Source organism: Thalassospira sp. MCCC 1A01148 (assembly GCF_001613795.1).
In the GTDB taxonomy this organism is placed as follows: Bacteria; Pseudomonadota; Alphaproteobacteria; order Rhodospirillales; family Thalassospiraceae; genus Thalassospira.
The window spans coordinates 1-26225 of record NZ_LPVZ01000018.1 but is presented as its reverse complement, the minus strand read 5'-3'; the positions used below and the strand labels follow the sequence as shown (position 1 = coordinate 26225).

At 54.3% G+C, this 26225-nt stretch carries 24 protein-coding genes; 12 read left to right on the top strand and 12 right to left on the bottom strand.

Annotated features, from left to right (window positions below; translation table 11 throughout):
• Positions 1-184: 184 nt before the first annotated feature.
• From AUQ43_RS06625 to AUQ43_RS06580, 10 genes are all read right to left on the bottom strand, one after another.
• Complete coding sequence (locus AUQ43_RS06625; RefSeq protein ID WP_062955481.1) at positions 185-1504, bottom strand: tetratricopeptide repeat protein; 1320 nt, start codon at positions 1502-1504, stop codon at positions 185-187.
• Between the two features lie 98 nt (positions 1505-1602).
• Positions 1603-5109 (bottom strand): hypothetical protein, encoded by a 3507-nt coding sequence (locus AUQ43_RS06620; protein WP_062955480.1) that lies wholly within the window; start codon positions 5107-5109, stop codon positions 1603-1605.
• Between the two features lie 2 nt (positions 5110-5111).
• Entirely contained in the window at positions 5112-5837 is a 726-nt protein-coding gene (locus tag AUQ43_RS06615) for a flagellar motor protein MotB (protein ID WP_062955479.1), read from the bottom strand.
• Positions 5834-6715 (bottom strand): flagellar motor protein MotB, encoded by an 882-nt coding sequence (locus AUQ43_RS06610; protein ID WP_232310609.1) that lies wholly within the window; start codon positions 6713-6715, stop codon positions 5834-5836. The genes AUQ43_RS06615 and AUQ43_RS06610 overlap by 4 nt, the downstream gene beginning before the upstream one ends.
• 11 nt (positions 6716-6726) lie before the next feature.
• Entirely contained in the window at positions 6727-7368 is a 642-nt protein-coding gene (locus AUQ43_RS06605; protein WP_062955478.1) for a protein phosphatase CheZ, read from the bottom strand.
• Between the two features lie 35 nt (positions 7369-7403).
• Positions 7404-7790, bottom strand: coding sequence for a response regulator (locus tag AUQ43_RS06600; protein ID WP_008890394.1), 387 nt, complete (start codon positions 7788-7790; stop codon positions 7404-7406).
• A 219-nt stretch (positions 7791-8009) separates the two neighbouring features.
• On the bottom strand, positions 8010-8744 hold the full coding sequence (locus tag AUQ43_RS06595; RefSeq protein ID WP_062955477.1) for a MotE family protein: 735 nt from the start codon (positions 8742-8744) through the stop codon (positions 8010-8012).
• A 164-nt stretch (positions 8745-8908) separates the two neighbouring features.
• Positions 8909-9607, bottom strand: a complete 699-nt coding sequence (locus tag AUQ43_RS06590; protein ID WP_062955476.1) for a DUF6468 domain-containing protein — start codon at positions 9605-9607, stop codon at positions 8909-8911.
• A complete protein-coding gene (gene fliM / locus AUQ43_RS06585; RefSeq protein WP_062955475.1) occupies positions 9607-10761 on the bottom strand; it encodes a flagellar motor switch protein FliM in 1155 nt (384 codons plus the stop codon). The genes AUQ43_RS06590 and fliM overlap by 1 nt, the downstream gene beginning before the upstream one ends.
• 42 nt (positions 10762-10803) lie before the next feature.
• Positions 10804-11340 (bottom strand): flagellar basal body-associated FliL family protein, encoded by a 537-nt coding sequence (locus tag AUQ43_RS06580; RefSeq protein ID WP_062955474.1) that lies wholly within the window; start codon positions 11338-11340, stop codon positions 10804-10806.
• Positions 11341-11761: 421 nt separating this feature from the next.
• On the opposite strand from AUQ43_RS06580, the gene AUQ43_RS06575 reads away from it, so the two are divergent.
• The 4 genes from AUQ43_RS06575 to flgH all read left to right on the top strand — a co-directional run bounded on the left by AUQ43_RS06575 (position 11762) and on the right by flgH (position 15378).
• Positions 11762-12520, top strand: a complete 759-nt coding sequence (locus tag AUQ43_RS06575) for a flagellar hook-basal body complex protein (RefSeq protein ID WP_062955473.1) — start codon at positions 11762-11764, stop codon at positions 12518-12520.
• Positions 12521-12584: 64 nt separating this feature from the next.
• A complete protein-coding gene (gene flgG / locus AUQ43_RS06570; RefSeq protein WP_062955472.1) occupies positions 12585-13370 on the top strand; it encodes a flagellar basal-body rod protein FlgG in 786 nt (261 codons plus the stop codon).
• A 111-nt stretch (positions 13371-13481) separates the two neighbouring features.
• On the top strand, positions 13482-14489 hold the full coding sequence (gene flgA, locus AUQ43_RS06565) for a flagellar basal body P-ring formation chaperone FlgA (RefSeq protein WP_232310608.1): 1008 nt from the start codon (positions 13482-13484) through the stop codon (positions 14487-14489).
• A gap of 115 nt (positions 14490-14604) precedes the next feature.
• Positions 14605-15378, top strand: a complete 774-nt coding sequence (gene flgH / locus AUQ43_RS06560) for a flagellar basal body L-ring protein FlgH (RefSeq protein ID WP_062955471.1) — start codon at positions 14605-14607, stop codon at positions 15376-15378.
• 243 nt (positions 15379-15621) lie between these two features.
• Here flgH and dksA read toward each other — a convergent pair whose 3' ends face one another.
• The gene (gene dksA, locus AUQ43_RS06555) at positions 15622-16038 is read right to left on the bottom strand and encodes an RNA polymerase-binding protein DksA (protein WP_008890403.1); all 417 of its coding nucleotides are present in this window, start codon (positions 16036-16038) and stop codon (positions 15622-15624) included.
• 150 nt (positions 16039-16188) lie between these two features.
• Positions 16189-16632: a flagellar assembly protein FliX gene (locus tag AUQ43_RS06550; RefSeq protein ID WP_062955470.1), complete on the bottom strand. Its 444-nt coding sequence runs from the start codon at positions 16630-16632 to the stop codon at positions 16189-16191.
• 368 nt (positions 16633-17000) lie between these two features.
• Between AUQ43_RS06550 and AUQ43_RS06545 the strand changes: the two genes are divergently transcribed.
• The 8 genes from AUQ43_RS06545 to AUQ43_RS06505 all read left to right on the top strand — a co-directional run.
• On the top strand, positions 17001-18143 hold the full coding sequence (locus AUQ43_RS06545) for a flagellar basal body P-ring protein FlgI (RefSeq protein ID WP_062955469.1): 1143 nt from the start codon (positions 17001-17003) through the stop codon (positions 18141-18143).
• Positions 18143-18490 carry a rod-binding protein gene (locus tag AUQ43_RS06540; protein ID WP_062955468.1) on the top strand — a complete coding sequence of 116 codons (348 nt, stop codon included), beginning with the start codon at positions 18143-18145 and terminating at the stop codon, positions 18488-18490. Before AUQ43_RS06545 ends, AUQ43_RS06540 begins: the two co-directional genes overlap by 1 nt.
• 2 nt (positions 18491-18492) lie before the next feature.
• Positions 18493-18954 carry a hypothetical protein gene (locus tag AUQ43_RS06535; RefSeq protein ID WP_114129862.1) on the top strand — a complete coding sequence of 154 codons (462 nt, stop codon included), beginning with the start codon at positions 18493-18495 and terminating at the stop codon, positions 18952-18954.
• A 17-nt stretch (positions 18955-18971) separates the two neighbouring features.
• Positions 18972-21383: a flagellar hook-associated protein FlgK gene (flgK, locus tag AUQ43_RS06530; protein WP_062955466.1), complete on the top strand. Its 2412-nt coding sequence runs from the start codon at positions 18972-18974 to the stop codon at positions 21381-21383.
• A gap of 27 nt (positions 21384-21410) precedes the next feature.
• The gene (locus AUQ43_RS06525; RefSeq protein WP_062955465.1) at positions 21411-22640 is read left to right on the top strand and encodes a flagellin; all 1230 of its coding nucleotides are present in this window, start codon (positions 21411-21413) and stop codon (positions 22638-22640) included.
• 99 nt (positions 22641-22739) lie between these two features.
• A complete protein-coding gene (fliW, locus tag AUQ43_RS06520; protein ID WP_062955464.1) occupies positions 22740-23210 on the top strand; it encodes a flagellar assembly protein FliW in 471 nt (156 codons plus the stop codon).
• Positions 23211-23320: 110 nt separating this feature from the next.
• Complete coding sequence (locus tag AUQ43_RS06515) at positions 23321-24670, top strand: flagellin (protein WP_062955463.1); 1350 nt, start codon at positions 23321-23323, stop codon at positions 24668-24670.
• 409 nt (positions 24671-25079) lie between these two features.
• Positions 25080-26225 (top strand): hypothetical protein (locus AUQ43_RS06505; RefSeq protein WP_062955461.1); only part of this gene is annotated, 1146 nt, incomplete at its 3' end.

Here is a 26225-nt window from a genome sequence, read left to right as displayed (position 1 = left end):
GTTTGATTTAAAAACCCTAACTCAAGTTCCAACTATATCAATACATTCCGTTGACCTGATCGGTACGTCGCCGCAACAGCACAGCCAACAATATCTGACAGGACAAATAAAAAAGCCGCCTGCATTGCATGGCGGCTTCTGGTCTTCCCTAGACCTGGGCATTGATGCCCCACAGATATCCGGTTTAGCCTTTTTGGCGACCGGATTTAAAAACATCCTGTTCAAGCGGCTTGAGGCCAAAACTTCCCCGACGCGGACCCGGATTTTCGGTCACATATTTCTCGGCCACCTGGCGCTCCCTTTCGCTCATGCGGGCGTAAATCGCCCCCATTTCACGCTGCGCCTGACTGTCTTCTGTCGGTGCGGACATTTTCAGCCAGTAATAGGCAAGAACATTGTCCTGTTCGACACCGCTGCCAATCGCATAGAGGCGTCCAAGTGCTGCCTGACCGTTTGCTGACCCTTTGCGGGCCGCGCGTTCATACCAGGTCGCCGCACGTACCATATCAACAGGCACGCCAAGACCATGTTCGTACATAACCCCGATCAGATGATATCCGCCCGGATGACTGAGCTCCGCCAGATCCATCGCCAGATCAAGCGCATTGGCATAATCCGGTTCGCGATGTGGCACACCGAAAATTTGGATCTGGGTCATCTGATATTTCGCAGATGCATCCCCCTGATCCACCGCATGGCTCAACATCTTCCAGCCGCGATTAAACAATTTCAGATCAGAAGAATGGCAGAAATACATCGCAAGATTGGCCTGCGCATAGGCGTCCCCCTCGCTCGCGGCGAGTTCAAACCAGCTGATGCTTTCGGCAATATTGCGCTCTGCGCCCAACCCGACACCCAGCGCGTAGCCAAGGGCCGATGCCGCTTCGACACTGCCGGCGCGTGCTGCGCGCATGTTGAATTCAAATGACTTGGATGGATCGCGACGCACCCCGCGCCCTTCAAGATAAAGGTACGCCAGAACACTGGCAGCGGACGGGTCGTTCAGTTCGCTTGCACGTTCGAAATAGGACACAGCCTTTTCGTCATCCTGTGGCACGCCCCATCCGTTGAGATAACAGACACCAAGGTTATAGAGGGCTGCGACCGATCCGAATTCGATTGCTTCTTCAAACCAGTGTGCAGCGGTCTCGGCATTTTCCTGAACGCCAAGCCCCTTGGCATAGAGATATCCAAGATTGTTGGCCGATACCGGGCCGCCAGAAGTGGCTTCTTCGTTAAACCAATAGGCCGCCTCTCGGTACCATTGCTGACCTTCACCAAGGTCTTCGGCAACGCCGAGTCCCTTGCTGCGCATATATCCATAGCAAACAGCAGCAAACGCACGGCTTTGGCGGTGAATCTGGTCAAGGATACGGCGGGTCGCGGATTCGTCACGCGGCATCCCGTCGCCCTGATAGTGTTTCTGGGCAAGCGAAAGCTGGGCAAAAATGTCCTTTTCGACATTTGCCTCATCGTAATAGACCATTTTAAGTGCACGATCCATCACAGCTCTACACTCATTACCGTTCAAAAAATCCAACAGAATCATAGCGCTCACACCCGCAAAGGGCGAATTCGGCACCACGATATATTTATTGAACGTTAATTTATAGCACTAAGCTGAGACTTTTCCAACTGGTCTCGATAGGTTGCAAGGAAACCCTGGAAGTCTTCTACTTCGTCAACCCGATCCGCAAGGGTGCGATAATCAATCAGCCCCTGGGTCGGCGATGATGTAATCAGGCTGAATGCCTCTGCATACGGGCTTTGGGCCATGATCTCGCCGTAGCGGCGCTTGAGCATGTTAAGCGTCCGTTCCTGACCAGCCATTGCCAGATTGACCGCCCAGTTGAGCATGTAACGCCCGCGCTCATCAGAGATCCCGTCCCCGTCAAACGGCTCTTCACCCACCAGACGCTGGAATGTTTCGGCTGCGGACATGTAATCACGGGTGCTGCGATAATGATCAATCCGCAGCAGTTCCGCATTACGTGAATAGTCACCCTCAAGCGATGCAACGGCCTCGGCACCGCGGTCCGTATCAAGCAGTGCACGCGCGCGAAGATGGCGACGCTGCGTTGCAAGTTCCTCGGAAAGATCGGGTACTTCCGTTTCCTCGATAACGCGAATGGTGTCTTCGGGCTTGCTATCCAGAAGATAAACCAGCGCCAATCGCGCCCCGACCCGGGCTTTTTCAACACCGGACAGGCGGAAGTCTACCTGATGTTCCAGAAGATCCTCGGCACGCTCGAAAAGTTCGACATCGACCATCCGGTCGGCAAGGCGACGGATCAGTTCATCGCCCTTTTCGCCGGCGGGTGTCAGTTCGCGGAATTCGTCATACAGCGCAACGGCCTTGATCGCCGAGATGTTGTTAATCTCGTCACCCAGATACAGATTTTCGAAGGTTTCATGCATCATGTCGGTTGCTTCTTTGGCCACCGGCATATTGGGGAAGAAGATCGCCACCTGTCTCAGCGTGTTCAGCCCTTCACGAAAATCCTTGTTCTCGATCTGCAGTTCGCCAATGCGCTTGAGCAATGCCATCTCGAATGCATCACCGCGCCAGGCAAAGCGAAGCTTCTGAAGCTGTTCAATCGCATCTTCGACCGTCAAACGCTCCAGACGCATCAAAAGTTCTGTTCGATCAAAGATTGCATGGGCGCGCGCCTTGCGGTTCTCGCCCTCGGCAACCTGATCCCAGGTCGCGACCGCTTGCTCAAGCTCGCCCGCCTCTTCCTCAAAGACCCCCTTGAGGTACTGGATATCCATAATCTTGCTTTCGGACAATCCGGGCGTCACCAGCATCTTCTCGATCATGTCCATCCCCGCTTCCGGGTTGCCGACGATAAGCGCCTGCTCGGTTGCAATCGGCACGATGCGCGACAACAGTTCCGGCGGGTAGTAGTCAAGAATATGAACGCTTTCCAGAAGATCGCGCGCACCTTCGTTCGGGCGACCGCGCGCAGCAAGTGTCACCGCGCGCCACAACTGCATTTCGGGGATTTCGCGCAAACGTTCGTCTTCAAGCAGGCGTTCAGCTTCCTCGTAATCGCGGTTCAGAAACTTTACCGCCGCCTTGAGCGCCCGGAATTGCAGGCGCTGTGCGATCAATGGATCATCGTGTTCCATTGTCGAAATGACAGCATCGGCTTCTGGGCCCAGTCCATTGGCCAGATAGTACTGCGCCAGGTCCAGACGGGCCTTGTTGCGATGTTCGTCACCGCTATCAGCAATACCCTGGCGAAGATCGCGGATTGTCCTGTTGTAATTATCAAGCCCACCACGACGCCATTCTTCGAGCTCAAAAATCAATCCTTCGCGGCCATCGCCGGTTCCTGCCCGCACGCCAGTTGCCGATGCCAACAAACGCGCCCCTTCTGGCGAGATGTTCAAACCATCTTCGGCCGTGACGATCACACCCCGACCGTCATCACGCCCGGCGACCTGAACGCTGTCATTCATCGGGGCGACAACAACACCCTGAACAGATGGCAAAACCTCAAATTCGGGATAGCGCAAAGAAACCTCGATGCCATACCCGCTTTGGGTTGTTGTGGTGACACGCAACGTGTCACCGACCTCTGGATCATCAATCGGGATGATCGGCCCAACATCATCCAGCGGCACGATCAGACGTGCGCGGGTTTGCTCATCAAGTTCAATTGACGGGCCCAGCTTCTCAACCGGCTGCATTATGCCCTGCTGCATGGTGACACGCCAGTCACCGGCATCACTTTGGGTCGTGTAAAGGCCGATACCCGGTGGGATTGTCATGCGCACAATCGTGGCATAGGGGCTTTCGACCTGTTCGACCACCCCGATGATCTGGGCAGCTTCTTGCCGCACGGTATCAAGGTTGAGATTGGCACGGACATCAAAGGCCAGCCACAAGAAACCTGCGCGCGACCAGACAGCGGCACCGCCCGGTTGCCCGAACGGGAAACCAAGCGAAAGTTCCGTCGCAGTCTGTTCGACCGTGACCACAAGATCGCCAATGCTTTCGCGCTCGACTGGTGCCTGCCCGTTTGTACGAACGGTGTTTTCCGCGTTCTGGGCCGCCTGCGCCAGTGCTTCTGGCGAATTGGGGTCAAGTTCCGCCCCCTCGGCATTAACCGCGGCATCGCCAGAGTCTTCGGCGCTGCCATTTGCGGGGGTGTCATCCGTTTGCGCCGCGGTTTCAGTCGCGGGTGCCGCAGGTGCAGGTGGTGTCGGGGCGGTTGTTGCTGGATCCGTTGTTCCTGCGGTGCGGTTTTGCGCGCTGGTCGTTGCCGGTGCACGTTGCACCCCCATGATATCTACCACCACCTTGTTACCGGACCGGAAATGGCGCAATTGCCGTGCCGGTGTGGTTTCGATAACCACATCAAGCGGGTTGGTGCCATCCTGACGCACCCGCACACCTTGAGGCAGGCGACGGGAAACATCTGTTGCATCAATCCGGGCAGGAGCACCAAAGGCAATGGTTTGTGATCCTTGCGCACCTTCAAGCGCATAGTCAGTCCGGTTCGGCCAATCAAAAACCAGCCGATAGAATGTCGGGTGACGCCCGACGCGGACATCAAGTTCGGGCAGTGTCGCACCGTCATCAGCGACTGTCTCAACCGGCGTCGTTGGGGCCGGGGTTATTTCAGGGGTCTGATTCTGATCCTGCTGTGCGGGGCGCACAGGCGGCGTCGGGACCGATGCCGGTGGAGGTGTCGGTTCAGCTTCGGGCTTATCGAGAATATCAAGCACCACGTTGCTGCCAACGTTGAAGGCGCGGACCTCGTAGTCATCGCTTAAGACAAAGGCGATAGTCCGCCCGTCAGGATCAAAGAAAGCATCGGAAACATAGCGCGAAACGGGCGCAACAACACCACGCAAAGAGGCAACCAACCGTTCATCGAAACGCACAACCAACTGATCGCCGATAATTTCGGCGGTGTAATTGACCGGTTCGTTCCATTGCAGAACAATTCGTCCATAACCGTTATGAAGCCCAGAGCGAATAATAACAGGGTCCGCCACCTGGGCTATTGCAGGGCGCATACCGCTTAAGGGCAAAACCATTGCCGTGGTGGTCGCAACAACAACCGCCAGCAGGATGCGCACGGCAAGTTTCGCCATACTTACGTGCCTCCGATCCCGCTTCCCCCATGAGGCTCGATTACAATGTCGACCCGGCGCGCCATCTCAAATCGCGCCTCCTCATCCAACAATTTGGGAAGCTGGTCGTATCTTGATGCCGCAAATCCGTAAATATTTATGTAATCTGTGTAACCAGATTGCTTTAACTCGTTGGCAACTGAACCGGCACGGGCAAGGGAAAGCTCCCAGTTGGATGCATATTGCCCACGACCACTTAGCGGACGCGGATCGGTATGCCCCTGAACACCGATACGGTTGCCGATATTTCGCAACACCCCGCCCAGCACAAACAAAGCCTGCCTTGCCTTTGGCGTCATTTCCGAGCTGCCAGCAAAAAACAAAAGATCACCCGGCAGTGAAATCACCAGCTTGTCAGCTTCGCGCGACATCCGGGCATCCCCCAGAACCGCGTTGTCATCAATGGCGTCATCGATCACGGCGCTCAGATAATCAAGGTTCATCGCCGGTTTACGATAGACACGCGGGATGTTCATATTTGCCATCGGCTCGTCGGTATCTTCGACCGGCGAGGGTTTGATAGACTGCGACAAGGCGTCGACCACCTCGTCCCAACGGTCGATCTTGACCTTGGACATGGCAAACAACATCACAAAGAATGTCAGCAGCAGCGAAATCAAGTCCGCGAGACTGAGCATCCAGGGCGGCGGCCCCTTGTGTTCTTCCTTGCGCGGTGCGTCGTCGCTCATCCGCCACCTCCCGATGCTTGCGGCCCAAGCGGGATTGGCTGGGAAATGGCTGGTTGGCCAGTGCCCGTTGCCGGCGGAATCATGAACTGCTGAGGTGCAATTGCGCCGGTTTGCCCGGAACTTCCCCCACCGTTGCCATCCGTGCCCGGTGATGTGGCGTCAGGCGTTACATCAGGCGTATTACCATTCCCGTTGCGCTCGATGGGTTCTGGCGGTTCCTTGGGTCCGAAATTCCAGAAGAACCGGAACGTCACGATGAACGGGTCAGCGCCCGGGTCAATGCCCACAAAGAAATGGTCTTCCGGGGCGCCAACATCAATCAGCTCACGCGCAAACGATCCTGCCTGCGCGATCTGAAGGTTGTTTTCGATCTGGATCGTGCCCTTGTCTTCGATCTGGCTACCCATCACCATTTCCATCTCGTAGGACGCGTAGCCTTCTTCATCTGCGAGCACTTCGGCAAGCTGACGCATGAAGTCGGCCTGACGTTCGCGGATCAGGATGGAATTGGTATCAAACAGCTGATCGACATGCATGATGACTTCCATCAGCTTGCCCGGCTGAATGACTTCAACCCGGACCACCTTGATGGCAGTTTCAAAAAGATGCCCCAGCTTGTCCTGGGTTTCCTGCGCAGAGACCGTTGGCCCTTCAATCGAGGTCACGGTCTGCAGACTGGTCGTCGGCGGGAGAATGGCCGCGAATGCCGAGGAGAGGCTTTCCTGCACTTCGCGGGTTTTGACCTCTTCAAAGGTCGAGATGGTGTTCAGCAGAATAAAGAAGGCAAGCAGAAGAAGATAGAGGGCCAGAAACAACGCCACGGCCCCGTTCGCTGGGGGGGATGGTGGTGTTGGTCCGTCTTCCTCTATCTCCGCCATGATAACGCCACTTAGTTAAACATCGCGTCGATGTCGGCCTGCGTTACGCCTTTTCCTTCAAGCTGCGGACCGTTCAGCAAGGCATCCTCGCCTTCGGCTTCTTTTTTCTGGCGCGGATTAGCCGCTGCGTATTTGGCAATCTCGTCGCCAAATGCCGTGACCAGCCCCTCAACACGTTCTTCTATGGATTTCAGGGCCTTGATCACTTTGGTCGTGCGCTGCCCGGTAATATCCTGGAAGTTACAGGCCTCGTACACGCGCATGGTTGCACCCGTCACGATTTCTGCCTGTTCTGGCGGCAAGGTTGTCGCGAACTCCTCAAGCGCGTCCATGGCATCAAGGATCTCGTGGGTTGCCCCCGCCGTCGCATCGACAATTGCGTCGAGCTCGTCGGTTGCGTTGGGGATATATTCAGCCTTGATGTCATCCGGACGGAGCGAGGCAATCTCCGACTTCATCTTGCGGATGATGCCCGACAGTTCGTCAAGCTCGCCAAACAGCCGTTGCTGGTCCTCGGACGGCTTGTCGCCCATGAAGCGCGAAAGCTGATCCATCAGCTCTGACAATTGTTCGACCTTAAGGTCATCACCATCAAGGCGCGCCCGAAGATCATTCAACAATTGCCGTAGTTCGTCCTTGGACGCCTTAGACATAGCGGTATCGCGGGACAAAAGCCCCGCGCTCCTGATCAGAAATCACCAATGACAGTCTTCATCTTGCCCTTCAACGTCTCTGCGTTGAACGGTTTCACGATGTAGTTGGAAACGCCTGCCTTTTTCGCCATGACAACGTTTTCGGTCTTGGCTTCAGCGGTGATCATAATGAAGGGCATATCCTTCAGTTTGGCATCTGCGCGCACTTCTTTCAGAAGCTGGAGACCGGTCATCGGCTCCATGTTCCAGTCAGAAATCACGAGACTGAAAGGAGCCTCACGCAGCTTGCGAAGCGCCATGCTACCATCGGTCGCTTCTTCAATATTCGTAAAGTTGAGCTGCCGCAGAAGGTTACGGATGATACGCAACATGGTTTTGTAATCATCCACAATCAGGATCGGCATATTCGGATCGACGGCCATTCACAACTCCATCAGCTATCTGATCTCCCACCCTTGCCTACCATACTTCCGCATAGTGACAAGGCCCCTAATAATCGTGATGTACATATTTAATATTGGTTAATCAAGATGTTTAACCCGCTATTAAATTGTTCATCACCTTGGCTCTTTTCAAAAAATTGTCCTGTCGATCACTCTTTCCCATTCGGACCGCGCGGTCAATCCTTTGAAGCTGTGTCGCTATTGCAGCGGCAACATATTGATATCTTGCTTGTAGGCCAACTCCGAGGTCAGCGCACGCGCACGATCCGGTGTCATTTCCGAAAGAACCGCAGCTGTATTGGCTTCGCGCATACCAAGGGCGACCTGCAATAGGATATCCATATCAAGGTCGTTCCAGATGCGCGCGGCATCTTTCGGCTTCATTTTTTCGTAAACGCTGATCAGCTTCTTGATGCGATCATCTTCCTGGGCTTCCTTGGTCTCGACCAAATCTTCGATGGCCGATTTCAGGGATTTCATTTCTTCGATCTTGGCATCAATACGCGCTTCGGCCGCCGCAATCAGGCTTTCGCGTTCGTCAAGACGCTGTTCCTTGCGATCAAGCTCGCCGCGACGCACCGAAAGGTTCTGCAGCAGGTCGATTTCTTCTTGCGTGAAAAGTGTTGGATCGCCACCGAGCATTGGCGGGACGGCAGCATCGCCGGTAACACCGTCAATCGGTTCACCTTCCATGGTGAGTCCTTCGGGGCTGTCGAGCCCCGGGTCACCATTTTCCGGTGTGGCGGCCTGTTCTGCTGCTGGATCACCTGCGGTTTCCGGTGCCTGCGCTTGTGCGATCTGCACCATGCTCACACCCGTTTTCGTTGCTGATACCGGTGCATCGGTATCATAGGAAAACAGGTTGACCACCCGCATCGACAGCACCATCACGCCGACCAAGACGACCAACGGCAGAATTCGCACACCTGACATTCACACACCCAAGCATGTCGGCACAAAGTGCCCATGCTCCTTCTCACTTGATTTCTTTCTGTTCCAATGGCGTTTCCAGCGGAACAGGATCCTAGCCATTAGATAAAAAGAAAACTCATAATCTCAAGCCCACAAACGACGCAAAACGCGCCGTTCGCGGCCTCTTATCGTACTGACCGGAGTGCGGCCAGCAATTCACGTTCTGCCTCAGAGCGGCCGGCGTCTTCGTCCTTGTCATAGGGATCAGAAACATCGGCCCGACTGCCCTGCATGCCACCACGCGCAGGTTCTTCACGGTCGTAACCATCATCAACCGGCCCGTTTGATCCGCGCTCGATCTCGCCCACCATTCTTGCAGCGAGTTCCTCTGCGCGGGTTTCAACGCCGACATGGTCGCGATCATCAATCACGTCGTTGCGATCCTGGGCCCCCATCATACGACCAAGACCAGCCGTCGCTCCGCCGGGGGACTTTACCGTATCGCTATTCGCCGATGATCCCGATTGCACACCTTCGCTGCCACCTGCGTTGCGACGAACCGAGTTCACGTCACGCGCGGCCTTTTCCAAACGGTTGGCGATACTTTCACCACGATCGACCATAAAGCTGAGGTCCTCAGTGAGCGCCCCTGCCTTTTCAATGTCCTCGCGCAGCCTTTCACCAGACTGCTCGGCCATTTCCTTAAGCGCTGTGATCGAGGTTTCCGCGCGTTCGTTGGCCGCGTTGAAAGCGGTCAAAAAGTTCTGCATATCCTCGCGACTACGCCGAAAGGCCGCCAGCTTCCGGTTCAGGATGATCGCATAAATGATCGTTGCCACCAGCAACACGATCATCACAAGATCCAGATAGAACGCGAAGTCCATCAGCTATCTTCCTCGGTTAAGCGCGCACGATCACGAACCTGAATTGCGATCCTGTCACCCTTGCGCCCCATTAATCCCTTGAACAGGGGTACATCCCCGCACCGAACCTCGACTGGCGAGGTCGGACCAGTATTAAGAACCAGTCGGTTCCCAACTTCAAGGTTGATCACATCGCCAAGGGCCATGACCTGCTCATCAAGGACTGCCAATAGATTAACATGGGTCTGCCACAGTTCGTTTGCGAGGTGGTTTTCCCAAATGGAGTCACGACCGAACTTTTCACCCATGAACATCTGAAGCAGAAGTTCACGAACCGGCTCCAGCGTTGCATACGGGATCAGAAGTTCAAGACGACCACCGCGGTCTTCCATGTCGATGCGCAGCTTCGCGACGATGGCAGCGTTGGCGTGACGGGCAATGGTGGCAAAACGCGGGTTGGTTTCAAGGCGTTCAAAACGGAAGGTTACCGGGCTTAGCGGGTCAAACGCCGCTGACAGGTCACCCAGAACCACATGGATCATGCGTTCGACAAGGTTCCGTTCAATCGTGGTGTAAGGGCGGCCTTCGATACGCATTGCCGCCGTACCACGACGCCCGCCCAGAAGAACGTCCACAATGGAATAAATCAGCGCTGAATCAACTGTCAGCAGCCCGTAGTTATCCCATTCCTCTGCCTTGAAAACACCAAGCATTGCGGGCAGCGGGATCGAGTTCAGGTAATCGCCGAAACGCAAAGACAGAATGTTATCAAGCGATACCTCGACGTTATCGGATGTGAAGTTACGCAGGGAAGTCGACATCATACGCACAAGGCGGTCAAATACGACTTCAAGCATCGGAAGTCGTTCATAGGCCACCATTGAAGAGTTGATGATGGCCTGAATACCCGACTGATCGCCCGCCCCCGAACCGTCATCGAAGCCCAGAAGACTGTCAATTTCGTCCTGGTTCAGAACGCGCGCAGATGTACCGCCACCCATGGCGTCGGCCATTTCGTCATCGCCGCCGCCTTCGTCGCCGTCATCGTCACCGAGCATGGACTCCCATTCGGCGGCCATATCCTCGCCGCCGTCGTCTCCATCCTCGTCATCGCCGCCTGCCATGGCTTCCCATTCAGCGGCGAGAGCATCATCATCATCGTCTTCATCAGCCATCAGCGATTGCTTCCTGAATTTGGCATTCGGGCTGCTACAAGATTATTGTACCAGCATTTCCTTGAACAAAACGTCGTTTATTTTCGCAGGCTTGGCTGCGGCACTTACCCGGATCAGAAGTTCTTCGCGCAGCCTGAACATCCCCTCTGACCCGGAAAGGTCTTCGGGACGCAGTTCGCGAAGATAAACCTGAAAGTTGTCAACAATGCGCGGCATCATCTGTTCGACCTGCGGCAGCATTCCCTGATCGGCAACTTCCAGACTGACCCGAATTTTAAGGTAGCTCTGTTTGCCACCCCCTGTATTCAGATTGACCAGAATTTCAGGCAGATCCACGAAACCGACATTTTCCGGCACCCCCGGGGCTTCTTCAATGGAGTCTTCGGTGATGACCTCTTCGGTCTGCTCGCCACCGCCACCGGTCAGCATGTCGATCACTGGCTGAAGCAAACCTGTGAAATACGCCGCCGCAGCACCACCCAACAAAAGCAGCACAAGCAAAACGACCACAATCAGCATTTTCTTGCTGCGGCCGCCGCCACCTTCGTCCATTTCAATTTCGTCGACGTCGTCACCCATCGCTTCGCAAATTCCTGCGTTTGAAGTTCTGTCTTCCTGATCCAGCAAACACTGTGCCGGATTAAAAGCCATAACGCTATCACGTTAAAAATCTGTTGCGTTTCCGTCCACTGACGATTTGAGACAGGCGGAAATTTTTGCATCTCTGCGCCATATGTATCAGGCGCGCGGTAAAAACAATGCACGCCCCCGTCCCCACCGGAAGAAATTGCCGATGGTCACGTCACGCATCCCGATCCCGGCAATCCTTTTCCTGAAACCCAGAAATTTTCCGGCAGTTTCTGCCAGCTGGCCGATAAAAACGCCCGGCAACAAATGCCGAACCTGATTTTTATTAAATAAAATCAATATCTTAATGAAACTGGCACACAGATCGCATTCCTGATGGTCAAGCTACAGTCCTGAAAGGGAAATTTCGACCATGGAAAACGTTTCATACATTGCACTGTCCCGTCAAAAGACGCTGCGCAGCATGATGTCCAACCTGTCGCAGAACATGGCAAACATGAATACGACCGGTTACAAAGAGCAGCGCATGATGTTCACCGACTGGATCGCGAAGAACAAGGATGCGCCGTTCCGTGGCGAACGCGAGATTTCGCTGGTTCAGGATATCTCCCAGTATCGCAACACCACAGTAGGCACGATCGAACATACCGACCGCCCGCTGGATGTCGCGCTTAGTCAGCCAGACATGTTCTTTGCCGTCGAAACCCCGACCGGTGTTCAATATACCCGCTCGGGCAACTTTTCGCTGGATCCGGGCGGGCAGCTGATTACCAATGACGGTTTCCCGGTGCTCAGCGATGCAGGCCAGCCCATGTTCTTCAACGAAGCGGACGGCCAGATCGAAATCAAGGGTGACGGAACCATCGCCACCGACATCGGTCAGATCGGCAAACTTCAGGTCGTGACCGTCGACAACGTCCAGGAAATGACCGTTACCGGGAACACGCTGTATCAGGCGCCGGAAGGCGAGGACAATCAGGATCTGGTCGAACTGGTCGAGAACCCGGGCATCGTGCAGGGCGCACTTGAAAAATCCAACGTCAATCCGATCGGTGCAATGACCCAGATGATTGATGTTCTTCGCACGTATCAATCCGTTACCCGTTCTCTGGAAAGCGAGAACGAGCGTATGCGCAACATGATCAACAAGCTCGGAGATGTTCGCGCCTAATCGGCAGCGATCCCGATAACACGGAAATTTAGCGCAAAATCAGCGCAATCGAAGGAGAAGACAGATGCGGTCACTTGATATCGGCGCCTTGGGGATGCAGGCACAGTCCACCAACGTGGACGTCACCTCGCACAACATCGCCAACATGACCACAACGGGCTACAAACGCCAGCGCGCAGAGTTTCAGGATCTGCTCTATCAGGATTTGCGCCGTGCGGGTTCGCCGTCCTCGGACACCGGCACCATTGTCCCGACCGGTGTTCAGGTCGGCCTTGGTGTGAAGACCGCCGCGATCGGCCGTTACATGGGTCAGGGGTCGCTGACCATGACCGAAAACGAACTTGATATCGCCATTCAGGGCCGCGGATATCTTCAGATTGACCTGCCAAGTGGTGAAACCGCCTATAGCCGTGATGGTACCCTTAAACTGGATGCTGACGGTGCCCTTGTGACCAAGGATGGCTTTGCGGTTCAGCCGGGTATCACCATTCCGGACAATGCCCGCTCTGTTACCATCAACTCCAACGGTGAAGTTTTTGCCGAGATTGATGGCCAGGTCGCCCTTCAGAACCTTGGCCAGATCCAGCTTGCAACCTTTATCAACCCCCCGGGCCTGAATGCCCTTGGCGATAACCTGTTCCTTGAAACCGAGGCATCGGGTGCCGCAAGTGTGGGCTCCCCCGGGGATGTGGGTTTTGGCACGGTTCAGCAGGGCTATCTTGAATCCTCAAACGTCAACGTCGTTCAGGAAATTACCAACCTGATCAAGGCGCAGCGTGCCTACGAGATGAACTCCAAATCAATCTCGACCACCGACGAAATGATGAGCGCGGTCAGCAACCTGCGCTAATACCACCGCCTGAAACATGCTTTGGGTTTGCGCAAGTCGCCGTCGCATCACGCGCGCACTTGCGCAAACTGTCTTTACACGATGTATACCGTTCCGTGGTATTGTGGGTGGATGAAGATAAAGAACACAATCCTCGCATTCGCGATCTTGTCGGCACTTGCGTCTCTGCCTCTTTTGTCAGAGGCTGCCTTCGCGCAATCGTCGCAAGGCAATGACCTGCGCAACATTCAGCCAAACAGTTCTTCCATCTTTCTCAAACCCGATGCACTCGTCGAAGGGCAATATGTAACCCTTGGCGATCTGTTTTCGGGTGTCGATCCCCAGCAGCAAGACATTGCTGTCGCACATGCCCCGCAACCGGGCAGACAAACCATTCTGGACTATCGCTGGCTGTACGGCATTGCGCAGCGCCACGATATTGAATGGCGGCCGCGCACGACCGCCGATCAGGTTCTGATCACCCGGGCCAGTCAGGTCATCACAATTGATGAAATCCGTGATGCGGTCGAAGTTGCCCTGGTGGATCACGGTATCGAGCGCCCCTTCACCGTCGACCTTTCCAGCGAGAATTTTCAAATTCACCTGCCGGTTGACGCGCGCAGCGATATTGATGTCAGTGCGCTTGAAATCAACTCGCGCACCCAACGGTTTGTTGCCAGTGTGACAACCGCTGCACAAACTTCCCAACAACGTACCTATCGGATTAGCGGCAAATATTACCCGCTGACGAATGTTCCCGTGCTGGTCGAACCGGTATCACGTGGATCGGTTATTCGTGCCGATCAGGTCGAATACCGCGAATTTCGTTCAGAACGGGTTCCTGCCGGGGCCATTCGCGACATCAACGATGTTATTGGCAAAGAAGTCACACGACCAAGCAACCCCAATGAACCCTTGATGTTCCGCGATTTGAGCAACCCTATCCTGGTGCGACGCGGGTCGCTTGTCATTATCCGACTGGTCACAGCCAATATGTCCCTGACCGCACGGGGCAAAGCGATGGAAAACGGATCGCTCGGCGACGTCATTCGTGTGGTGAACCAGTCAAGCAACAAGACCATTCAGGTCGAAGTCGTTGCAGAAAACGAAGTTCGCGCCCTGCCTGCAATGTCGCAGTAATTTACCCCGTCACATCCGGCAAACCCTCAGCCAACCCGGCAAGCTTTTCCTCTTGGATCGGCTGATAACTGGCACGGTACTTGCGTTACAGAATGCAGGAACCCAGGAGGAATTCATGTCCGGTAAAAATGCACAGATATCTTGGCGACGCATCGCCATTGTCGGCACCCTGATCGGTGCGACTGCACTGTTGTCAGGCTGCAACGCGATGAAACGACTTTCCGAAGTTGGTGAGCCGCCAAAATTGTCATCCATAGACAACCCGACCCAGTCCGAGGCCTATCGCCCGGTAAGCTTGCCGATGCCTGCCCCGCAGGTCGCAGAACGCAATCCAAACTCGCTGTGGCGTTCCGGCGCCCGATCCTTCTTCAAGGATCAGCGCGCCAATCAGGTTGGCGACATTCTGACCGTGGTTGTCGAAATGCAGGACAGTGCGGCACTTGCCAACACCACGGTGCGATCGCGCACCAACTCGGAAGACCTTGCGGTTCCGAACCTGTTCGGGCTTGAGGCCGAAATGACCAAGGTGCTGCCTGAAACGATTGATCCGACCAACATGCTGGATTTTGACAGCAACACGTCAAACCGGGGGGCTGGAACTCTTGATCGTAACGAAGCAATTGATTTGCGGGTTGCGGCCATTGTCATTCAGGTTCTGCCGAACGGCAACTATGTCATTCACGGTCGTCAGGAAATTCGTGTGAACAGCGAAATTCGCGAAGTCCAGATTGCCGGCGTCATTCGCGCTGCAGACATCAGCTCTGCCAACGAAGTCAACTATGACAAGATTGCCGAAGCCCGAATTTCATATGGTGGCCGCGGAACTATTTCCGATGTTCAGCAACCGCGTTATGGCAGCGAAGTTCTCGACATCATTCTGCCGTTCTAACATTTGAAAAGTCTTGTGGCTCAATCCCGTTTTCCGGGTTCCGGTTGGCCATATGACGAAGCGTTCAAAGGTCACCTTCGGGTGACCTTTTTCGCATAAGAGCGCCCCAAACAGGAAAAGCCCGGCCAAATAGGCCGGGCTTTTGATTTTGGTTATCCCTAACCAGGTATCTCCCACCATGTCATGTCGTTGCATGACCAGGATCGGCTAAGCCGGATCCTTCATTTTTTCCACCCGGCGCGATCAATCGTCGCGACGTGTGCGCTCCATCCGTTCGTGACGCTCCTGAGCTTCAATGCTCAGCGTAGCAATCGGACGAGCTTCAAGTCTTTTCAAGCTGATCGGCTCGTCGGTTTCTTCGCAGTAACCATATGATCCGTCTTCAATTCGACGCAAAGCAGCATCAATTTTTGAAATTAGCTTGCGCGCCCTGTCACGAGTACGAAGTTCAAGTGCCCGGTCTGTTTCAGCCGACGCACGGTCGGTGAGATCCGGTTCCTGAAGCCCGCCATCTTGCAGGTTCGCTAATGTTTCCGAAGATTCATGCAGAAGCTCTGCCCGCCAGGTCAGAAGTTTCTGCCGGAAATATTCCCGCTGACGCGGGTTCATGAACTCTTCGTCCTCTGCAGGACGATAGTCAGGTGGTAAAGTGATAGTCATGTATGCCCTCTATACAGGACTCATCGATCGCGCGGCAATATAGATGGCACACGCCAACGGTGCAAGCCGATTGAACAAATAAATGTCAACCACCCCTCAATGGCGCAGAATTCTGCGATTTTTTAGTGGAAAATACCGCAAATCAAACAGCTAGATCAGGCCTGAAACTTCCAGTTTCGCCAGCTCAACCCGTGCACGCAGATCAATCTCGTCAAGAACTGCGGAAAGTTCAGGATCGTCAATCGTTTCACGCTGCTGATCAAGCAACCCGACCAGTTGCTGCAGCCGAGCGGGGGACAGTTGCCCACTCAGAAGGCCATCACGCACGGCTTCCAGTTGTTCAAGCATGCTTTTGGCGCGCAACATGGCAGCCTTTTTGGGCGAATCCAGTGCATCACCACTTTGCTGAAGCGCAAGCAGCGCATCCAACGCACTGACAGTACCGGTGCTTCGAACGCCGCCCGCTCCGACAGCATCACCAGAAGAATCAAGCGAACGCATGGTATCAGCAAAACCGCTTCCGCCGGACGCACCGGATGCCTTCTTGCGCGAGGCAGCCCCCGCACCGGCAGCTTTGGAACCGTTTACCTTCATGATCCATTCCCGCTCAGTTGTTATAGGTGCGCTCAATAAACATATGCACTGCACATATTGGACGCGGGCATCATACCCGAAAGGTCAGATGGAACACCATCCGTGTGACCAACAATCGGGAGTCTCCCTCAATCGGGCCAGACGCGCAACGGGAAAAAAATGCCGGGTTGACGGGACAAGGGCGGCGGAACCGCGGCAACTTCCCGGAAATTGCGCGGATTTCTGCGCCATTCCAGCTTCCTGAACGTCACAGCGGCACAAAGCCTCAGTTGGCACGGTTTTCGCAAATACGTTTGCAAACGCGGTTTACGATCAATCGCCTCATTTACCGGATGCCATGCATCCAACGTAAAAGCGGAAGTAAGAGTATGATCACAGGTCTTGGCAAAATAGCGCAAAAAGCGGCCGTTACGCTCACGCTGGGAATGCTTGCCCTGACGCAGCTTGGCCCTGCACATGCACAGTCGCGCATCAAGGATATCGCCGATTTTGAAGGCGTGCGTGACAACATGCTGGTTGGCTATGGCCTTGTGGTTGGCCTGAACGGCACCGGCGATGACCTGGGCGATGCAGAATTTACCCGTCAAAGCATGGTCGCGATGCTTGAGCGCCTTGGCATTAACGTCCGCGATCAGATCGAAGATCTGGAATCCGATAACATTGCTGCGGTCATGGCAACCGCAACCCTGCCGCCATTTTCGCGTCAGGGGTCACGGATTGACGTGAATATCAGTGCAATCGGCACTGCAGAAAGCCTGCAGGGCGGCACGTTGCTGGTAACCCCGATGGTCGGCGCAGACGGCGAAGTCTACGCCGTTGCCCAGGGCAACCTTGCTGTTGGTGGTTTCTCGGCCGGTGGTAATGCAGAAACAATCGTCAAAGGCGTTCCGACCTCGGCACGTATTGCCAATGGCGGTATCGTCGAACGCGAAATCGACTTTAACCTGAATTCCATGCAGGACATGTCGGTTGTCTTGCGTAACCCTGATTTCACCACCGCACGCCGTATTTCAGAAGCAATTAATGCCTATCTGGGTGAAGTCGCGGCCCGCCCGAGCGATCCGGGGACGGTGCGTCTGAGCATCCCGGAACGCTACAATCAGAACATCGTCGCTCTTCTGACCGATGTCGAACAGCTTCGCGTCGAGCCGGATCAGATCGCACGTGTCGTGATTGACGAAAACACCGGCACGATTGTCATGGGGGAAAATGTCCGCATCAATCGTGTTGCAATTGCCCAGGGCAACCTGACGATCCGTGTTACGGAAACCCCGCAGGTATCGCAGCCCTCGCCTTTTGCGCAGGCAGGCACAACCGAGGTTGTCGACCGCACCAACATCGAAGTCGATGAAGGCGAAGACAACCAGCTGGGTATCATGGATGGTGGCGTCAGCCTGCAGGAATTGGTCAACGGTCTCAACAGTCTTGGCGTTGGTCCGCGCGACATGATCACGATCCTTCAGGCAATCAAAACGTCTGGCGCGCTGCAGGCTGAAATCGAGGTGATGTAATGATGACCGACGGCACCGCAGCACTGATGGCGCAGGCACAGGCAAGCGCACAGTACGGCAAACAAAACAATATCACAGCCCGGATGAATTCACTCACCGATGGCCATATCAAAACCGAAGAACAGGCGCGCAAGGCCGGCGAAGAATTTGAATCAATGTTTCTCGGTCAAATGCTGAGCCACATGTTCTCCGGGATTGAAACCAACGAAATGTTTGGCGGCGGGCATGGCGAAACGATGATGCGTTCCATGCTGGTTGACGAATACGCCAAAGAAATGACCCGCGCTGGTGGCATCGGAATTGCAGATGCCGTTACCCGCGAAATCCTCAAAGTCCAGGAGGGATGAAAATGACGACCGAAGAGCTGGTTACCGAACTTAAAAGCGTCACTTATGACCTTATGTCCCTGCTGGAACGTGAGTCGAGCGAACTTCGCAGTCTTACATCAGCCGAATATGAGCAATTCCTGTCGGAAAAATCTGCCCTGTCGATGCAGTACGAACAACTTGTCGTAAAACTGCGCAGCCGTGGCGAAGAGCTTCGCGCTCTGTCCGAAGAGGAACGTGAAGAACTGCGCGAACTGCAGGCCGAGTTCCAGGAAACCGCAAGACGCAACATGTCCACCCTTATGGCGGCCAAGGAAACCAACGAACGTGTGGTTCAGGCCATCGTGCGCGCGGTTAATGAAAAGTCCAAGGAAGAATGCACCACCTATAACCGCGCGGCGAAAACCAGCAAGGCATCGCTTGGCGGTTATGGTCGCACGATCAACAAATCCGGTGGCGCCTATAGCGTCAACGAAACGCTTTAAGGGTAAAGGCAAGTATCATGTCACTTACTCAGGCACTCAATACTGCGATCTCCGGCCTTAACACGGCACAGGCCCGTATTGCGATCACGTCATCGAACATTTCGAACGTGAACACAGAGGGCTATTCCAAAAAGATCGCCGGTCAGGAAACCCTGACGCTGGACGGTATCGGTGCTGGTTCTCAGGTTGCCGACATCTATCGCAACGTCAATGAGGGCCTGGTACGTGAAATGCGCGGCGAACTGGGTAAAGCCGGCCGCGAAGAAGCCCGTTACGAGTTTTTCCAGCGTATTCAGACGCTGTTTGGCACGACCCAATCTGATGCTGCGATCAGTCAGCGCATCAATGATCTGGCCGATGCATTCGAACAGCTTGGTGTGACGCCGGATCAGAATTCGCCACGCATCGAAGCCATCGAAAGTGCGATCCAGGTCATGGAATCTTTCGAGAAGCTCTCAAGCCAGCTTCAGGATCTGCGTGACGACATTGACGACCAGATCACAGACGAAGTGAATACTGCCAACACGCTGCTCACACAGATCTCGGAACTTAACAGTGGCATCATCCGTCTGAATAACCTTGAGCAACCGACCACGGAGCTCGAGGATCAGCGCGACCAGAAACTGAACGAACTTTCGAAGATCATCGACATCACCACGTTTAGCCGCAGTGACGGTTCGATTGTCGTTTACTCGGCGGCAGGTGCGAACACGCTTTTGGACCGCACACCGAATTCGCTGAGCTTCACCCAGACTGCCGGTTTTGAACCGGGCACAGGTGGTTCGGGTGTCTCGCTTGACGGTGAAGACATCACCGATACATTGCGTACGGGCACGCTCAAGGGCTTGTTTGAGATGCGCGATTCCGAAATTCCGGCACTGAATGACCAGATCAACGAGCTGGCTGGCGAACTGCGCGATGCCATCAATGAGGAACACAACAAGGGTACCTCATTCCCGCCACCAGCCAACCTTTCAGGTACACGTACAGTCGCTGGCAGTGACCCACTGACTGCAACCGGTGCATTTCGCGTCGCCGCCCTTGATCAGAATGGCGACCTTGTTGCAACCGACAGCTGGGCCGATATCGAACTGCCAACCACCCCGGCGACCGTTCAGGGTATTGTTGACGCAATTAACGCATCGGATGCGAGTTCTTATCTGACCGCATCGCTGGTTGATGACCGGCTCGTAATCGAAGGCCAGGACGGTAACCGTGTGGCCATCAACGAACTCGACAGCCAGATCACGCTAAGCGACGGCCGCCAGCAGGGCGCATCGCACTATTTTGGTCTGAATGATTTCATCGCGACCACCAAACGGTCCGACACGATGACCTCTGCGCCGCAAAGCAGCTCAACCGACGCACTGGGCGTTACGGCAAGCTCCTTTACCATCAGCGCGGGCACCGGGGTGCTGGCCGGGGCCGGCATTACTGTCAACTATACAGCGACTGATTCACTTGAAGACGTGCGCGATAGCATTCGTACAGCACTTCAGGGTGCAGGCATGACTGCTGCTGCGTCTGAAGAAGCAGCGTTCATTGTTGAAGACGGCAATCGCTATCGTCTGGTCGTTGAATATAACGCAAACCTGACGATCAATGATTCGGGGACGATGTCCTCGAAGATCGGCTTCACCGAGGACCGCCCGTCCCTGTCGGGTAACATGAACGTTGCCGCCGCGATCCAGAATGACCCATCCAGGATCGTGCGTGGGCAGCTCAACGCAGATACCTACAATACGTCAACAGCAGTCATTGATCCTGACGCTGCCATTAACGGCCTGGGGCCGACCACGCCCCCGCCGCTGAATTACACCCTGACCGTGAGTGGCAATTTCACGGATGTTAACATCAATTATGACACCAACACTTCGCTGCAGGATATCGCGGACGCGATCAACAACAGTGCAACCATGACCGACAACAACATAACTGCCGAAGTCAAGTTCGACAGTCAGCTTGGCGGCTACAAACTGCACGTGATCGATGCCGATGGCGACCCCTTCTATTTCAGTGATGACGGGCTTCCCAATGCGGATGCACTGACGACCATTCTTGGCCTTGGGATCAATTTCGGGGTGCATGAGGGCGACAACAGTGCCGCCAATTCGATCAGTAATGCCTTTGAACGTTCGGACATTGATTTCGAAGCAACTGATGGCCTGTCAGGTGAACGCACGTCCTTGACCGATTATGCCGCCGGCATCGTTGCAACCGCTGCAACCAAGACCCGCGTTGCCGAGAGCTCTTTTGACTTCCAGAACAATCTGGTCGTTGACCTCAGCACGCGCATTCAGAACGAAGCTGGTGTCAACCTGGATGAAGAAATGTCTGATCTGGTTGTTTTTCAGCGCGCCTACACCGCAACCGCACGGGTAATTTCCACGGTTGATGAAATGTTTGATGCATTGCTCAATGCAGTTTAAACTGCAAGCTTGTAAAGTGAGGCTGTCATGGTAACGCGTGTCGCTACATATACGAACCACACATTGCTTTCGGACCTTGCACTCCGGAACGCAGCGCGTGTAACCGACCTTCAAAATCAGGCGTCGAGTGGCTATAAGTCGCGCAATTACGCCGGGATAGCAGATAGTACGCAACGCCTGCTCAATCTTGAAGGCGAATATACCCGCACGGAACAGTACCTGCGCAATACAACGCAGGGGAAATTGCGCCTGCAAAGCATGGAAACAGCTGTCGATAGCATGCTGACCATCGCGACCCAGATGAAGACATTGATGATTCAGGCCAGCTCGGCGCAACAGGCCGACGATGTCAACATTCGCGAGGAAGCCAATCAGGCCCTTCAACAGATTGCCAATCTGCTCAATACAAACCTTGACGGACGTTACCTTTTTGCAGGAGGACGCTCTGAAGAACCTGCCGTCGATATTGAAAAGATCGGGGCGCCGGACAACTATATGAGCGAACTTGGCACGTCCGTTACCACAGGCGCGACCCTTGCATCACTGGGCGTCACGGCAAATGGAACCATCCAGATCGTCAGCACCGACGTAGATGGCAACAGTTCGACTTCGACAGTTGGCTACACCACTGGCGATACCGTCGGCGACATCATGAACAGCATCAACAATGTCACGACGAACCGTGCAATGGCATCACTGCGAGGTCTCGGTGGTGAGGGAACACCCCTGCTGAACATTGAAAATGTCGGCAATGGCTCGATCACCATTACCGAAACCGGTACAGGTGATTTTCTCTCTAAGCTCGGCATGGAAAAAATCGGCAATCCACGTCCGGACGCCGACTATTACATGGGCGACCACCAGATCATGGAACTGCGCGTCGATGAGCAATACGATGTGTCCTATGGCATTCTGGCGGAAAATCCGGCTTTCCAGCAGCTGATACAGGGTCTTGGCATTGCCGCAAGCACTGAGAATCAGGACGCGCTCTCTACCGCCCTTGGCTTTATCAATGATGCCATCAATGATCTTCCCAACGTTCAGGGGCAAATTGGCCTTGATATTGCCAATGTCGAACGTTTTGAAGAACGCCATCAGGACTTCAAGGTTTTTGCGGCCCAGGCGATCAGCGACATTGAAACCGTCGATGTGCCTCTGACGCTTGCGGAATTGACCCAGTACGAAACAGCCTTGCAGGCCAGTTTTATTTCCATCTCGCGCGCCGCAGATTTATCTTTGGCTAACTATTTGCGTTGATTGTGATATAGATAGTATTGCGTCATTAACCGTTTTGTCAGAATGATACTTTAAGTAGTATCCAGGACAGAACCTTTCGACCGTCGGAGAATTGCGGGAATGGAAACCGAAAACGTCGCCGAAAATGAAACACCTGAATCCGTTGTCGTGGAAACACGCTTCGGCGACATCGAGTTTAGCTGGGACAAGGGCATTTATATGCCGGTAGGTCTTCTCGGCTTTCCTGAACATCATGTCTTCGGACTGGCAAATATTCCCAACACGTCACTGGATCAGTTCAAGCTTTATCAAAGCCTGACGGATGCCAGCCTGTCTTTCATTGTCGCACCCTACAATATGGAAAGCGGCGTTTACGCAGACAAAGACTTGATGACCGCGCAGAAAAGCCTCGCCATCGACAGTGCGGACATGGCCATTCTGATGGTTGTCACTATTCGTAGCGCCCCCAGTGGTGAGGGCATTACAATGTCGACGAATTTACGCGCCCCTATTCTTGTAGATACGGCACGTCAGGTTGCCTGGCAGCATATCTTGCCGAATGAAAAATACTCTGTGCAGCACGACCTGTAATTTTTGCCTAGTATATTGGCACGTGCGTTGCTTTGGTGTCCCACAAGGCAATGTCGCCGAAGAATTGAATGGCCTGAGCCATTCTTTCTTATCCGTGTAGGAGAAATAAAATGGCTCTTAATATTATTTCCAACTATGCAGCGAACGTCGCCCATCGAAACCTGACTGCTTCGGACACGATGGCGACACGATCGCTTGCAAAACTCTCGTCTGGTACCCGTGTTGTTTCCGCACGTGATGATGCTGCGTCCATGGCCATCGGTGCGCGTCTGAATGCAACGACACAGGCCCTGAAGACCGCAACCGTCAACGTTGGCCAGGCGAACTCGATGCTGCAAATCGCCGATGGCGGCATGGCAACGATCGACAACATCCTGGTGCGTATGAAAACGCTTGCTGTTCAGGCATCCTCGGGCAACCTGTCTGACACTGAACGCGGCTTCCTGAATGATGAGTTCGTTCAACTGCGCAACGAGATTGATCGTATCGCGTCTTCCACCAACTTCAACGGTATTCAGTTGCTTGGTGATGGCGGTGATGTGGCCCTTGAGTTCGACGACCTTGCGGCTGGCGGTGGGGGCGAAGCCCTTGTGCCAGTTAACGGTTTTGACAACTTCAATATCACTGACAACAATTATTGGGCGACGGACGCAGGCGATGATGGCGTCACGGACAACAACTTCGAAGTAAACATCAATTACGCCGCAGGTGATCAGGTTATCATGACCGTTACCAGCACGATTGATGGCGCAGTTGACCGAACCCAGTCAATCGATATTACGGATTACCGCACGGGTGGCACGACTGCGATCAGCGCCGGCGACAATGCAACGCTTAACTTTGATGAACTTGGCCTGACCTTTACGGTCAATACCAACTTCTCTGAGTCTGTATCTGTGATCCGGGGCGATAACACTGGCGCATCCGACTTTGGTACCGACACCGACTTCAACGGCTCTGGCCTGGACTCTGCCGCGGGCAACACTGTCACGATGGCAGCTGACAATGGCCAGCAACTACAACAAACCGTAGATTTCCAAGTCGGCGCAGGCAATACGGCGAACGACCGGCTTGCTATTTCCTTTACAGCTGTTGATTCAGATACATTGGGCGGTGGGTCTGCAGGCACTCAAACGTCAATCGCCGACCTTACAGATAACGCAATTGACACCGCGGCCAACGCCCAAAGTGCGGTTGAAGTTGTCAGCCGAGCAATTGATGACTTGCAACGCTCTCGCGCCAATATCGGTACATACCAGAACCGGCTGGACTTCGCGGGACAGAACCTGGCATCCACTCAGGAAAACACTGAGTCGGCCCGCTCCACATTGCTTGACCTCGACGTTGCGGCAGAAATGACCAACTTCACCTCCAAGCAGATCCTGGTTCAATCGGGTGTGGCTATGCTTGCACAGGCAAACCAGATGCCGCAGAATCTGTTGCGTCTGCTTCAGGGCTAAGCTTAGTCCAACCAAACCTCTCAGCCACGGCGGCGAATGGCGGCAATCAAGGATTGCCGCCATTTCTTTTTGCCTCTGTGCCCTGCCTCGACCAAAGACGCTTCAACCAACAGCCCAACGCAGCAGGCGAATCGTTTGTTTTCAAACTGTTTGCCTTCTCCTTAGCTATTAAAATTGCCTCTATATGCAAAATTCAACATATACTTACGAATTGGGTTGCATATTTTGGCCACCTCTCCCGCATAGGGTTTGTAAGATTTTTCTTATTTACCAAGCAATTTCTTTTGACATCGTCCCTGCACGATAGCCAAATAAGCGGAGTTCGCAATTACTGGTTGTTCATGATGAACTTCCTGCGCACCCGAACCGCTACCTTCTGGTAGCCCCATTCCAAGTAGGAATCCAAACGATGGCACTCAATATTATTTCAAACTACGCAGCTAACGTTGCACACCGTAACCTTACTGCATCTGATGAGATGGCAACCCGTTCGCTATCCAAGCTGTCTGCTGGTACGCGCGTCGTTTCGGCACGTGACGATGCTGCATCCATGGCAATTGGTGCACGTCTGAACGCAACCACTCAGGCTCTTAAAACCGCAACCGTCAACGTTGGCCAGGCCAACTCGATGCTCCAGATCGCTGATGGCGGGATGGCCACCATTGATGATGTTCTCGTGCGGATGAAGACCCTGGCGGTTCAGGCATCCTCGGGCAACCTGTCTGACACCGAACGCGGCTTCCTGAATGACGAGTTCACCGAACTGCGAGACGAGATTGACCGTATCGCGTCCTCTACCAACTTCAACGGCATCCAGCTGTTGGGCAACGGTGGTGACGTTGCGATTGAATATGGTGACCTTGCTGCCGGCCAGGGTGGCGAAGACCTTGTTCCGGCATTCGGCTTTGATGGCTTTGCCATTACCGACAACAACTACTGGGCAACCGACACAGATACCGGTGGAGACCTTACGGACAGCCAATTCACCGTAAATATCAACTATGCTGCGGGCGGCCAGGTCATTATGACTGTGTCCAGCACCATTGATGGTGGCGGCGCGAATGACCGGACGCAATCGATTGATGTCACGGACTATGCTACCGGTGGCACCACGGAAATTAGCGCAGGTGAAAACGCAACGCTGAACTTCGATGAACTCGGCCTGACCTTCACAGTTAACACCAACTTCTCCTCAACGGTTGCAACCATTTCCGGTGACAACTCGGGCGACAGTGACTTTGGCTCGGGCACCGACTTTGGCGGCGGCGGCGTGGATGTTAGCGACACAACTGTCACAATGGCGGCCGATAGCGGGCAGCAGCTTGCGACCAATATCGAATTCCAGGTTGGCGGCGGCAATACTGCCAACGACCGTCTTTCGATTGATCTGACGGCGGTTGATTCCGCCGCACTTGGAACTGGTGGTACCGGTCAGGAATCGCTTAGTGATCTTGGTGCAAACGCAATCTCTACCGCAGCTGGTGCACAGAATGCTGTTGAAGTTGTGACCCGCGCCATTGATGACTTGCAGCGTGCCCGTGCAGCTGTTGGTACC

Coding starts and splice junctions, on each gene's coding strand:
- AUQ43_RS06625 (WP_062955481.1), bottom strand. CDS start 1,504: ATGGATCGTGCACTTAAAATGGTCTATTACGATGAGGCAAATGTCGAA.
- AUQ43_RS06620 (WP_062955480.1), bottom strand. CDS start 5,109: ATGGCGAAACTTGCCGTGCGCATCCTGCTGGCGGTTGTTGTTGCGACC.
- AUQ43_RS06615 (WP_062955479.1), bottom strand. CDS start 5,837: ATGAGCGACGACGCACCGCGCAAGGAAGAACACAAGGGGCCGCCGCCC.
- AUQ43_RS06610 (WP_232310609.1), bottom strand. CDS start 6,715: ATGGCGGAGATAGAGGAAGACGGACCAACACCACCATCCCCCCCAGCG.
- AUQ43_RS06605 (WP_062955478.1), bottom strand. CDS start 7,368: ATGTCTAAGGCGTCCAAGGACGAACTACGGCAATTGTTGAATGATCTT.
- AUQ43_RS06600 (WP_008890394.1), bottom strand. CDS start 7,790: ATGGCCGTCGATCCGAATATGCCGATCCTGATTGTGGATGATTACAAA.
- AUQ43_RS06595 (WP_062955477.1), bottom strand. CDS start 8,744: ATGTCAGGTGTGCGAATTCTGCCGTTGGTCGTCTTGGTCGGCGTGATG.
- AUQ43_RS06590 (WP_062955476.1), bottom strand. CDS start 9,607: ATGGACTTCGCGTTCTATCTGGATCTTGTGATGATCGTGTTGCTGGTG.
- fliM (WP_062955475.1), bottom strand. CDS start 10,761: ATGGCTGATGAAGACGATGATGATGATGCTCTCGCCGCTGAATGGGAA.
- AUQ43_RS06580 (WP_062955474.1), bottom strand. CDS start 11,340: ATGGGTGACGACGTCGACGAAATTGAAATGGACGAAGGTGGCGGCGGC.
- AUQ43_RS06575 (WP_062955473.1), top strand. CDS start 11,762: ATGGAAAACGTTTCATACATTGCACTGTCCCGTCAAAAGACGCTGCGC.
- flgG (WP_062955472.1), top strand. CDS start 12,585: ATGCGGTCACTTGATATCGGCGCCTTGGGGATGCAGGCACAGTCCACC.
- flgA (WP_232310608.1), top strand. CDS start 13,482: ATGAAGATAAAGAACACAATCCTCGCATTCGCGATCTTGTCGGCACTT.
- flgH (WP_062955471.1), top strand. CDS start 14,605: ATGTCCGGTAAAAATGCACAGATATCTTGGCGACGCATCGCCATTGTC.
- dksA (WP_008890403.1), bottom strand. CDS start 16,038: ATGACTATCACTTTACCACCTGACTATCGTCCTGCAGAGGACGAAGAG.
- AUQ43_RS06550 (WP_062955470.1), bottom strand. CDS start 16,632: ATGAAGGTAAACGGTTCCAAAGCTGCCGGTGCGGGGGCTGCCTCGCGC.
- AUQ43_RS06545 (WP_062955469.1), top strand. CDS start 17,001: ATGATCACAGGTCTTGGCAAAATAGCGCAAAAAGCGGCCGTTACGCTC.
- AUQ43_RS06540 (WP_062955468.1), top strand. CDS start 18,143: ATGATGACCGACGGCACCGCAGCACTGATGGCGCAGGCACAGGCAAGC.
- AUQ43_RS06535 (WP_114129862.1), top strand. CDS start 18,493: ATGACGACCGAAGAGCTGGTTACCGAACTTAAAAGCGTCACTTATGAC.
- flgK (WP_062955466.1), top strand. CDS start 18,972: ATGTCACTTACTCAGGCACTCAATACTGCGATCTCCGGCCTTAACACG.
- AUQ43_RS06525 (WP_062955465.1), top strand. CDS start 21,411: ATGGTAACGCGTGTCGCTACATATACGAACCACACATTGCTTTCGGAC.
- fliW (WP_062955464.1), top strand. CDS start 22,740: ATGGAAACCGAAAACGTCGCCGAAAATGAAACACCTGAATCCGTTGTC.
- AUQ43_RS06515 (WP_062955463.1), top strand. CDS start 23,321: ATGGCTCTTAATATTATTTCCAACTATGCAGCGAACGTCGCCCATCGA.